Genomic DNA, 11,684 nt, shown 5'->3' with positions numbered 1-11,684 from the left:
CACCCCACAAGCGCGCTCCTACATAGAGAGGCAATCATTCCACCTTAGCCATCGTGCTTCTTGTGGTCGTCGTGGTGCTGCTGCGGCGGCGCCTGGTGGGGCTGCTCATGGTGCTGCTGCGGCTGCGGCTGGGGCCGAGGCGGCGCCTGCATGTGCTGGGCCACCTCGCGCTGTGGCGGCTGGAAGTGCTGTTGCGGCTGCGGCATCGGGCGCGGCATGTCGTGGTGCGGCTGCTCCATGCGCTGCGGCTCGTTGTGCGGCATCTGCGGCACGTGGGCCACCTGCGGTTCCGGGCGCTGCTGCGGCGCCGCCTGGTGCTGCTCGGGCTGCGGGCGATTGAACTGCGGCATGCGTGGATTGCCGTGTGACTCAGATCCCGGCTGGGGCGCGTTGTGCGCGAAGTTCGGCGTCGCGCGGGCAGCGGGTGCCGCTGCGCCGTTCGTTTGCGGACGTTGCGGCCCCTGCGGCTGGGGCGCCGGTGGCTGCGCATGCGCGAAGGCACCGTCATGGCCGTGATCGCCGCGGTTGAATCCGTTGCCCGCCTGCGGCGGCTGGCCCGGTCGCGCCTGGCCCGGTGCTTGCGGCGCGCCCGGGAACGCATGCTGCCCAGCGGCCACGTTCGGCGCGGCGTGCTGCTGCGGTGGCGGCAACGCCGGCCGCGCGTTCGGCGCCGTCGGGTGCATGGCGTTCGGCGTGAAGCTGGGCCGCTGCATGTGCGCGTAATCGGGCTGCGCCGGGCGCTGCATCGGCCGCTGCTGCGGCGTGGGGCCGGGCGGCGTGCCAGGCCGGTTGATGTTGGTCTGGTGGATGTTCGTGTTGTTGAAGTTGTGCCGGTTGTCGATGTGCACCGAGCGATCGACGTAACGGTTGTTCACCACGGTTCGGTTCACCACATAGGGGTGGTTGTCATACACGACCGCCGGGCGGCCGCCATCGTGGTGGCCACCCCACGAGGTGTGCCAGCTGTTCCAGCCCCACGGGCGGTCGTGGTGTTCATGGTGCGCGAAAAGCTCACCCACGACGATGCCCGCGCCGAAGGCGACGACACCGGCGACGACGGCATCGCGGTAGGCCGGCGCGGGCGCCGGTTCCACATAGCGCGTTTCATACACGCGCGAATACACCGGCTCGCCGTAGACCACGTCAGGGTCGTACTCGGGCACGTAAACCACGCCCGGGTCGGATGGCTGGATCTCGATCGTCTGCGCGGGCGGCCCCACGATCTCGTCCTGCTCGACGACCGTGGCCTGCGACACCGGCGCGCCGCGGTCCACCACTTCCACCTTCTGCTGCGACGTGCTCTTCAGGTTGCCCTTGGCCTGCGCGCGTGAGCGCATCACCTGGATGGCGTTCATCACGTCGGTGGGCTCGTTCGCATAGGCGGCGCCCAGCGCGTCGGTCCATTCGCCGTTGTTCGCCATCTGGTCGAGCACGGCGGGGAAGGCCACCAGCGATTTCACGCTCGGGTCCCACGGCTGCTGGTCGGCGGCGTCGATGAGGGCGGCGCCGTTGAGGTCGCGGTGGCCATCGAGGAACTGGCGCGCATTGTCCACGTCATCCGGGTGCGTCGACGCCGCGAGTGTTTGCGCCACGAGGTTGTCGGGGAACAGCGCGATAGGCGCCACCAGCGCATAGAGCTGGTCGGCGGTGGGGCGCTGGTACGGCGCGGCCTGGATTGGCTGGTCGGCGCTCGTGGAAGCCGCGGCGGGCGGCGGCGCGTCGGCGGCCTGCGCGGGTTGTTCGCGATTGCACGCGGCAAGCGCGGCAACCACCGCGGCCGAGAGCAGGGTCTTGAAGGAGACCTCGAGGAGGGATCGCGACATCGTGATGCCTTTGCGTGGGGACGTGGGCCGAGCTTCGCGCGCGATGCCTTACTGTCCCCTGTCTCGGGCCCGCATGCGAAAAACGCGTTCACGTCGGCGTCGGACTTCGCAAAAAGCTGCGGTTGGCCCGCTCCCGGCAGGCGAGGCTCGCCCGCTTTTTACGCTGCAATGCAGCAATGAACGTCCACGCGAGCCAGCCTCACGATGCCACGCGCCCAGCGCCGACAAAAATGCTTTTCCTTTGGCTAGTTACGGGTGCCAAAGCGAGATTTGAAGAAACCGTGAATCGATCCAAATCCGGTTAAGAATTTTCCGCACTGCACGAAAGTGCCCCTCGCGCCTTTCATAGAATAATCAATGCGTTGAAGAAAGTGGCGTCTCTTTAGATCGTGTTAAAAAAATCGTTGACATCGTTATCACCGCCCCCTAAAAATCGACTGGGTAATACCGCTGCAACAGCGATCCGCCATGGGCGACAAGGGCGCAGCAGGGCGACAAAACAAAACACCGCGGGACGTACGGATGACGAACACGGGCGCAAGCCCGTGCGGTTTCGTTCGTCCCGCAAAAAAGCCTTCCCCACAGGCTCCTCCACCTCCCCAGGAGATACATGTGAACCACCGCATCACTGTGCTGTCCCTCGCCATCCTCGCCGGGCTCGCTGCCAACGCCGGCGCGGTGGCGCAGGACGCCGCCACGGCGACCCCGCCGCCGGCCGCGCCTGCCACCCCGGCGAAGCCCGCCGACAAGGCCGCCGCACCCAATACGCAGGACGCCGCCAATCTGCAGGGCGTGACAGTCACGGGCATCCGCGCCTCGCTGCAGAAGTCGCTCGACCTCAAGCGCAATTCCGACTCCATCGTCGACGCCATCTCGGCCGAGGACGTGGGCAAGTTCCCGGACACCAACGTGGCCGAATCGCTCTCGCACCTGCCGGGCCTCTCGGTGGACCGCAACTTCGGCGAAGGCGACAAGGTCAGCATCCTGGGCACCGACCCGGCGCTCAACCGCCTCCTGCTCAACGGCCAGACCGTGGCCTCCACGAACTGGACCTCCGACCCGAACAACCCCGACAGCCGCTCGTTCAACTACAGCCTGCTGGCCTCGGAAATCATCGGTAACGCCCAGGTCTACAAGACCCCGCAGGCGAACATCGACGAAGGCTCCATCGGCGGTACCGTCATCGTGAACACGCGCCGCCCGCTCGACCTGCCGGCGAACACCCTGACGGGCAGCGTCAGCTACGGCTATAACGACAGCGCTGACAAGGGCAAGCCGAACGCGTCGCTGCTGTACAGCTGGAAGAACAAGGACGAAACCTTCGGTGTCATCAGCTCGCTGATGCATTCGGACCGCATCATCGACCGCCAGGGCACCGAGGTGTTCGGCTACCAGCGCGTCAACGACCCCACCGACACGAACCCCGACCACCAGTTCAACCCGGCCGTGGTGCCGCCGAACCAGCAGGGCGTGTACCCCACTGCCGTCAACACCGCGTGGTTCCAGCAGCGCCGCACGCGCGATGGCGTCTCCACGGGCCTGCAGTGGAAGCCGAACGAAGCGTTCGAGCTGAACTTCACCGGCCTTTACGTCACAGAGAAGTTCAACAACTTCAACCAGAGCCATTACGGCGAGTGGTCGGGTTCGGCCGCCAATGCCACGGCGCTGGGCTTCAACAACGGCGTGGCCACCAGCGGCAGCTACAACGCCAACACGTCCACCTACCTCGACGGCTACGAGCGCGATTCGACGGTGAACACCGGCGTCGCCCAGCTGCGCGCCGACTGGTTCGGCGATGGCTGGACCGCGTCGTCGCAGATCGGCTACACCGGTTCCACCGGCGGCTCGGACGGCATCTACAACATGCAGTTCCAGGGCTTCGGCGGTTTCAACTGGAACCTCGACGGCCAGCACCCGCAGATCAACTACAACAGCCCGGATAACCCCTCGGCCATGCTCGCCCACGGCGCGGGCTTCAGCTACGCGCCCAGCTACGACCGCGAGCGCTACTTCCAGGCCGACTTCGCGCACGACGTGCAGTGGGGCCCGCTGAACCAGATCGAAGTGGGCATCAAGGCCACCAACCACCTCGATGGCCAGGACGGTTACCAGGCCACGCTGCCCACGCAGGATGGCAACGGCCTGTCGCTCGCCAACTTCGCGCACGGCGGCACGCCGGGTGGCTTCCTCAATGGCCTCGACGCCGCCGGCAACATGGGCGACTGGACGACGATCGACCCGGGCCTGATGAAGGCCTATATCCAGGGCCTGAAGGACGGCAACGTCTCGCTCGACCCGAAGGCCACCTACAGCGTCGCTGAGCAGAACCGCGCGTTCTACATCCAGGGTGATTTCGCCGGCGACAACTACCGCGGCAACCTGGGCATGCGCTACTTCCGCACGCGCGATACCGTGGATGGCTACAACTTCGTCGGCAACAACCAGTACGCACCGGTCGACAAGCGCAGCGCGTACCACGACTGGCTGCCGTCGTTCAACATCGCGTATGACGCCGCCGACTCGCTCACGCTGCGCTTCGCCTACGCCAAGACGATCGCCCGCCCGCGCTACCAGCAGATGACCCCGTACGTGGCGCTGGACGACCGCACGCTCACCGGCTCGCGCGGCAACACCGACCTGGGTCCGTACAAGTCGACCAACTACGACGCCTCGGCCGAGTGGTACTTCACCGAGAACAGCGTGCTGGCGGCGGAGCTCTTCTACCGCCGCATCTCGGGCTACATCCTCAACACCAACGTGGCCGAGACGCACTACAACAACACCAACCTGCGCGACGACATCTACCAGATGCAGGTGCCGATCAACGCGGGCGTGGCCAAGGTGAAGGGCGCGGCGCTCAGCTACCAGCAGAACTTCGGCCTCGGCTTCGGCATGCTGGCGAACTACACTTACTCCGACGCGGATACGAGCAACGATTTCCCGCTGCCGTACAACTCGAAGAACTCGTTCACGCTGTCGCCGTTCTACGAGCAGGGCCCGTGGAGCGCACGCCTGACGTATAGCTGGCGCTCGTCGTACTTCACCTCCATCGCCCAGCTGCAGTCGCAGCAGATCACGGGGATCTTCCGCCAGCTCGATGCGTCGATCGGTTACCAGATCAACGACAAGCTGCGCGTCTCGCTCGATGGCACGAACCTGTTGAACGAAACCTACCTCGTCTACAACAACACGCCGGCACAGCCGCTCAACGCCTACAAGAACGGCCGCACCTACACCGTCACCCTGGGCTTCAAGCTGTGATGCGCCGCGCGTCGCTCGCCCTGGCCCTCCTGCTCGCCGCGGGCGCGGCCAGCGCGGCCACGCCGGCGGAGAAGGACCTCTTCGCCGGCTGGCGCTTCCGCCTCGCCCCCGGGGCGGCCGCGGGCGACGCGCACCCCGATGCGAAGGACTGGCAACCGGCCACCGTGCCGGGAGCCGTCCAGACCGACCTGCTCGCGCTGAAGCGGATCGAAGACCCGTTCTGGCGTGACAACGAAGGCAGCCTGCAATGGATCGGGCTGGCCGATTGGGATTACCACCTGGATTTCGACGTGGACGCCGCGATGCTGTCGCGCGGCCACGTCGATCTCGTCTTCGACGGCCTCGATACGTTCGCGGACGTGAGCCTCAACGGCAAGAAGGTGCTCTCGGCGGACAACATGTTCCGCCAGTGGCGCCTGCCCGCGAAGGGCGCCCTGAAGCAGGGCAGGAACACCCTCGATATCCGCTTTGCCTCGCCAGTGGCGAAGCTGCTGCCGTGGCTCATGAAGCAGCCGTATTCGCTGCCGGGTGAGTTCGACACGGTGTTCGGCGACGAGCCGAAGGGCAAGCAGACATCGAACTACGTGCGCAAATCCAATTACCAGTACGGCTGGGACTGGGGTCCGCGCTACCTCACCGCCGGTATCTGGCAGCCCGTGCGCCTGCAGGCGTGGGATGACCTGCGCCTCGCCGATTTCCACATCGCGCAGGACCACGTCGATGCCGACACGGCCAGCCTCCATGCGCAGTTCGACGTGCGCGCCGACAAGGCCGGCGCCGCGCAGCTGAAGGTGGAGTGGACCGCGCCCGACGGCACGAAGGGCCACGAAGAACGCAGCGTGAGCCTGGCCAAGGGCGAGAACCATGTGGCCGTGCCCGTCAGCATCGCGCACCCGCAACGCTGGTGGCCGGTGGGCTACGGTGATGCCAACCTCTACCGCTTCCATGCCGATGTCTCGGCCAACGGCGCGCCTGTCGCCTCGGCCGACAAGGACACCGGCCTGCGCAGCGTCGAGCTGCGCCGCGAGAAGGACCAGTGGGGCAGGGGGTTCGCCTTCGTGGTCAACGGCGTGCCCATCTTCGCCAAGGGCGCCAACCTCATTCCGTTCGACAGCTTCCCGACGCGGGTCACCACCGCGAAGATGGAGGCGATCCTGCAGTCCGCCCGCGACGCCAACATGAACATGCTGCGCATGTGGGGTGGCGGCACGTACCAGCCCGATGCCTTCTACGCCGCGGCCGATCGCATGGGCATCATGGTGTGGCAGGATTTCATGTACGGCGGTGCCATCACCCCGTACGACAAGGCCTTCAACGAAAACGCCCGCATCGAGGCCATCGAGCAGGTCACCCGCCTGCGCGACCACCCCTCGATCGTGCTGTGGGCCGGCAATAACGAAGTGCAGACCGGTTGGGACGACTGGCCGGATCGCCAGGACTTCCGCAAGTTCGTCAACGCCGATGAAGTGAAGCGCATCGACGACGGCATGCGCGAGCTGTTTGGCAAGACACTGCGCAAGGTCGTCGCCGATCTTTCCCCGCAGGTGCCGTATTGGGCAAGCTCGCCCAGTACCGATTACGAAGGCCCCGCCAACGTCGAGGGCGATGGCGATTTCCACTATTGGAAGGTGTGGTCGGGCTCCGAGCCCATCGACCACTACCTGGACATGACACCGCGCTTCCAGTCGGAATACGGCCTGCAGTCGTTCCCGGTCATGGCCACCATCAAGGCCTTCGCCGAGCCGGGCGACATGCAGCCTGAGTCGAAGGTGATGCGCGCGCACCAGAAGTTCGCCAACGGCGACGGCAACCAGCGCCTGCTGCTGTACATCCGCGCCGGTTACGGCGAGCCGAAGGATTTCCCCTCGTTCGTGTACCTGAGCCAGGTGATGCAGGCCGAGGGCATCGAGCTGGCGGCCGAGCACCTGCGCAGCGCCCGCCCGCGCAGCATGGGTTCGCTGTACTGGCAGCTCAACGATGTGTGGCCCGGCGCGTCCTGGGCCAGCGTCGATTACTTCAACCGCTGGAAGGCCCTGCAGTTCCATGCGAAGCGCTTCTACGCGCCGGTGGCCATCGTGCCAATCCGCCGCGACGGCCACAGCGAAGTATTCGCCGTCTCCGACCGCACGACCGACTTCGACGCCACCCTGCGTACCCGTGTCTATGCGATGGACGGCAAGCTGCTGCGCGAGAATAGCCAGCCGGTGAAGGCGGCCAAGCTGGCCAGCACCTCCGTGCTCAAGGCCGACGACGCCACCCTGCTCAAGGGCGCCGACCCGAAACGCACCGTGGTGGCGTTTGACCTGCTGGAGCAGGGCAAGCCGGTGGCCAGCCACCTGCTGTACTTCGGTGCCGCGAAAGACCTGGCCCTGCCGAAGAAGCCCGAGCTCACCACCACCGTGCGCCAGGCCGCGAATGGCCTGGTCGTCACCGTCACCGCGAAGCGCCTGGCGCGCGCGGTGTGGGTGGGTACCGGCGATCTCGACGTCCGGCTCGCCGATAACGCCTTCGACCTGCTGCCGGGCGAGAGCCGCGATATCGTGGTGGCCGGCAACACCGATGCCGCGACACTCCGTCACGCGTTGACGGTAACCTCGCTTGTGGACGCCCTTAAGGAGACCCCGCCGTGAACCCGAGCCGCCGCAACCTCATCAAGTGGCTGTCCCTTGCCCCCGGCGCCGCCATGGTCGGTGGCATCAGCGCCACCGCATTGGCCGCGCCGCGCTTCCCGAGCAAGCGCCCCCCGGTGGGCAAGCGCAAGTTCACCAGCGAGGCGGTGGAGAAGCTCATCGCCTCCACCAAGAAGAAGATCGCCGACCCCGAGCTGGCCTGGCTGTTCGAGAACTGCTTCCCGAACACGCTGGATACCACCGTGGAGGTGGGCCGCCTGGACGGCTATGAAGACACCTTCGTACTCACGGGCGATATCGACGCCATGTGGCTGCGCGATTCCTCCGCCCAGGTGTGGCCCTACCTGCCCCTGGTGGCGAAGGACGAGGCCCTGCGCAAGCTGTTCCGCGGCCTGATCCGCCGGCAGACGCGCTGCATCACCATCGACCCGTATGCCAACGCCTTCATGCCCGACCCGAAGGCCAAGAGCAACATGGATTGGTCGCAGGAAGACAAGACCGACATGAAGCCCGGCGTGGCCGAGCGCAAGTGGGAAATCGATTCGCTCTGCTACCCGGTGCGCCTGGCGCACGGCTACTGGCAGGCCACCGGCGACCGCGAGCCGTTCGACGACAGCTGGCGTGCCGCCACGAAGCTCATCGTGAAGACCTTCCGCGAACAGCAGCGCAAGGACAACCTGGGCCCGTACCACTTCCAGCGCCCGGCCCTGAACCCCACCGACAGCCAGATGCTGCACGGCTTCGGGCCGCCGGCGAAGCCGGTGGGCATGATCGTCCAGGAGTTCCGCCCTTCCGACGATGCCACCACGCTGCCCTTCAACATCCCGGGCAACCTGTTCGCGGTGGTGACGCTGCGCCGCCTGGCGCAGATGCACGGCACCTTTTTCGGCGACCAGGCGTTCGCCGCCGAGTGCAACGCGTTCGCCGACGAAGTGGCCGCGGCCACCGAGCAGCATGGCGTCATCCGCAACGGCCAGGACGAGTACTGGGCCTACGAGGTGGATGGCTACGGCAACCAGCTGTTCATGGATGACGCGAACGTCCCCAGCCTGCTTGCGCTGCCGTACCTGGAAACCACGCCCTACGACAAGCGTTACGCCCGTACGCGCGAGCTGGTGTGGAGCGACAAGAACCCGTATTTCTTCAAGGGCACGGCGGGCGAGGGCATCGGTGGCCCGCACGAAGGCCTGCGCTACATCTGGCCGATGTCGATCATGATGAAGGCCTTCACCACCACCGACGCGGCCGAGCAGCGCCAGTGCCTGCACATGCTGAAGACCACCCATGGCGGCACGGGCTTCATGCACGAGGCCTTCGACCAGGACGACCCGAAGAACTTCACCCGTTCGTGGTTCGCCTGGGCCAACACGCTGTTCGGCGAGCTGGTCGTCCACCTTGCCGAGAAGAACCCCGACGCACTGCGCCGCGCCTAAGGCCCCCACTGTTTCACGAGGTTACACATGGTTACACGTCGACGTTTCCTGCAGGGCATGGCCGCTGCAACCGCTGTCGGTCAGCTCGGCTCCCTCTCCGCGATGGCCGCGGGCGTCAAGCACGGCCTTGAATCACCCGCCACGGGCGGCGGCACCGCCCCGGCGGGCATCCTGCAGTACGTCGACGTCTTTGTCGGTACCGGCGGCCACGGCCACACCTACCCGGGTGCGACGCGGCCGTTCGGCATGGTGCAGCTCAGCCCCGATACGTACAACGCCCAGTGGGATGGCTCATCCGGCTACCACCAGGGCGATGGCTCGATCATGGGCTTCTCGCACACGCACCTCTCGGGCACCGGCGCCGCCGACATGCTCGACTTCCTCGTCATGCCGTCGATGGGCGCCGTGCTGCTGCAGCCGGGCGACCGCGACTACGATGGCGTCAACTACGTCTCGCGCTTCGACGCCAAGAAGCCGGGCGGCGAGAAGGCGCCCAAGGGCTACAAGACCGGCGTGAAGGGCTACCGCTCGCACTACACGGGCGAGCAGGCGCACCCGGGCTATTACCGCGTCAAGCTCACCAAGCACGATATCCTGGCCGAGCTGACCGCCACGCTGCGCGCGGGCATCCATCGCTATACGTTCAGCAAGGCGGGCGATTCGCACATCCTGCTCGACCTGGCGCACGGCTATTCCGATAGCCCGAAGGAAAACTGCCGGGTCACCGACGGCGAGATCCGCGTCGTGGGCAACGACACCCTGGTGGGTGGCCGCCGCGTGTGGCAGTGGGCCTCCGGCCGCGTCATCTATTTCGCCATGAAGCTGTCGCGCCCCGCGTCGTCGGTCACGCTGTACGCCGACGACAAGGCGCTGCCCGCCGGCACCGCCGATGCGAAGGGCAACAACCTGAAAGCGGCGCTGCACCTGGACAAGGCCAACAGCGAACCGTTGCTGGTGAAGGTGGGTATCTCGGGCGTCGACATCGAGGGCGCCATGCGCAACCTCGACAGCGAGATCCCGGCGTGGGATTTCGACGGCGTGCGTGCCGCGGCCGAGGCCGAGTGGACGCAGGAGCTGTCGAAGATCCAGGTCGATTCCGATTCGGACAAGATCAAGCGTACCTTCTACAGTTCGCTGTACCACACCATGCTGGCGCCCACGGTATTCAGCGACAGCGACGGCCGCTACCGCGGCATGGACAAGGCGGTGCACACGCTGCCCGAGGGCCGCCACAACTACAGCACCTATTCGCTGTGGGATACCTACCGGGCGGCACACCCGCTCTACACGCTTTACCAGCCCGACCGCGTGCCCGACCTGGTCGACGGCATCGTCCGCCTGGCGGTGGAAAGCCCCAGCGGCGCGCCGGTGTGGCCGCTGCAGGGCATCGAAACCGTCTGCATGATCGGTTACCACTCCGCCGTGGTCGTGGCCGAGGCACAGGCCAAGGGCTTCACGGGGATCGACTACCAGAAGGGCTGGCCGGTGTTCCGCCGCCGCGCCATGCAGGACGATTATTTCGGCCTTACCTACTACCGCGCCAAGGGCTACATCCCCAGCGACAAGGAAGGCGAAGCGGTCAGCAAGACGCTTGAATACGCCTACGACGACTGGGCGGTGGCGAGCATGGCCGAGCACCTGGGCCATGCCGACGAGGCGAAGGCGCTGCGCGCGCGTTCGCAGAACTACCGCAACGTGTTCGACAAGGACACGCAGTTCATGCGCCCGAAGGGTGACGATGGCCAGTGGCTGCAGCCGTTCGACCCCATCGCCATCGGCCACTCAGACAAGTGGCGCGACTTCACCGAGTCGAATGCATGGCAGGCCACGTTCCTTAACCAGCACGACGTGTACAACTACATGGACCTGTTCGGCGGCGTGCAGGGCTTCGAGGCAAAACTCGATGGCCTGTTCAATGCCGACTCGACCATCCCCGACAACGCGCCGCCCGATATCGCCGGCATGGTGGGGCAGTGCGCGTTCGGCAACGAGCCGTGCCACCACATGCCTTACCTCTATGCGTACACGGGGTCGCACCACAAGACCGCCGCGCGCGTGCGCCAGATGCTCGAAACGATGTACCTGCCCGAGCCCGATGGCCTCCCCGGCAACGAGGATTGCGGCCAGATGAGCGCGTGGTATGTCATGAGCGCCATGGGCCTGTACGCGGTCGACCCCGTCAGCACCAACTACGTGTTCGGCAGCCCCATCCTCGAACGCGCGCAGGTGCAGGTCGGCGGCGGCAAGGTGCTCACGGTGGAAACCAAGGGCAACGGCCACGGCAAGCCTTATATCCAGTCGGTGACGTGGAACGGCCAGCCGTGGACGAAGAGCTGGATCAGCCACAAGGACCTCAACGCCGGCGGCACGCTCGTCTTCACCATGGGCGAGCAGCCGAACGAGGCCTTCGGCAAGGCGCCCGAAGACCGCCCGCCCTCGTTTGGCGCGCAAGCCAAGGCTTGATAAAAAGCGGCGCCAACGAACTGTGGGAGCGCGCTTGCGCGCGATGGGGTCTTGCGGCAACACCCATCGCGCGC

General features: G+C 66.3%; 5 protein-coding genes. 4 read left to right on the top strand and 1 reads right to left on the bottom strand.

Features of this window, described 5'->3' with window-relative positions:
- Window positions 1-44: 44 nt before the first annotated feature.
- Window positions 45-1,823 carry a DUF3300 domain-containing protein gene (locus VI08_RS21085; RefSeq protein ID WP_052698079.1) on the bottom strand — a complete coding sequence of 593 codons (1,779 nt, stop codon included), beginning with the start codon at window positions 1,821-1,823 and terminating at the stop codon, window positions 45-47.
- Between the two features lie 612 nt (window positions 1,824-2,435).
- On the opposite strand from VI08_RS21085, the gene VI08_RS19920 reads away from it, so the two are divergent.
- From VI08_RS19920 to VI08_RS19905, 4 genes are read left to right on the top strand one after another with little or no spacing between them, the layout of a single operon-like run.
- Window positions 2,436-5,084, top strand: a complete 2,649-nt coding sequence (locus tag VI08_RS19920) for a TonB-dependent receptor (RefSeq protein ID WP_084621637.1) — start codon at window positions 2,436-2,438, stop codon at window positions 5,082-5,084.
- The gene (locus VI08_RS19915) at window positions 5,084-7,714 is read left to right on the top strand and encodes a beta-mannosidase (RefSeq protein ID WP_045831387.1); all 2,631 of its coding nucleotides are present in this window, start codon (window positions 5,084-5,086) and stop codon (window positions 7,712-7,714) included. The genes VI08_RS19920 and VI08_RS19915 overlap by 1 nt, the downstream gene beginning before the upstream one ends.
- Window positions 7,715-7,767: 53 nt before the next feature.
- Window positions 7,768-9,147, top strand: coding sequence for a glycoside hydrolase family 125 protein (locus VI08_RS19910; protein WP_045831388.1), 1,380 nt, complete (start codon window positions 7,768-7,770; stop codon window positions 9,145-9,147).
- A 27-nt stretch (window positions 9,148-9,174) separates the two neighbouring features.
- On the top strand, window positions 9,175-11,610 hold the full coding sequence (locus tag VI08_RS19905; RefSeq protein ID WP_045831386.1) for a GH92 family glycosyl hydrolase: 2,436 nt from the start codon (window positions 9,175-9,177) through the stop codon (window positions 11,608-11,610).
- Window positions 11,611-11,684: the final 74 nt, after the last annotated feature.

Origin of the sequence: Luteibacter yeojuensis (assembly GCF_000964085.1) — a bacterium.
In the GTDB taxonomy this organism is placed as follows: domain Bacteria; phylum Pseudomonadota; class Gammaproteobacteria; order Xanthomonadales; family Rhodanobacteraceae; genus Luteibacter; species Luteibacter yeojuensis_A.
The sequence above is the reverse complement of the archived record's forward strand: the minus strand, read 5'-3'. Positions and strand labels throughout refer to the sequence as shown.